The organism is Psychrobacter sp. 16-MNA-CIBAN-0192, from assembly GCF_040309565.1.
Classification (GTDB): Bacteria; Pseudomonadota; Gammaproteobacteria; order Pseudomonadales; family Moraxellaceae; genus Psychrobacter.
Genome location: NZ_JBEOOX010000598.1, coordinates 1 through 245 on the forward strand (window position 1 = coordinate 1; position 245 = coordinate 245).

1 protein-coding gene is annotated in these 245 nt (G+C 48.6%); it reads right to left on the reverse strand.

All coding sequences use genetic code 11. From position 1 onward, the window contains the following. The coding region (locus tag AAEY78_RS14525; protein WP_352340153.1) for a YqgE/AlgH family protein at positions 1–245 on the reverse strand (245 nt) is incomplete at both ends.

Consider the following 245-nt stretch of genomic DNA (forward strand, 5'->3'; position numbering starts at 1 on the left):
AACAATAAGTTTAAATCAGCAGGGCATACCAGCCAGTCGCCGTTAGCAAGCTCACGATCGAGCTGTTTTTTACCCCAGCTGGCATGACCTAAACAGAGCTGATAATGACCAACGCCTTGACCGGCTGCAATACGTTTGAGGATATCTTGGCTGGTAGTGATGCAGACGTTTTCTGAAATCGCAAAAGACGATGCCCATTCTGGTTGACCCGTATGCAGCACAAAGCCAACCTCAGGGTACATAGG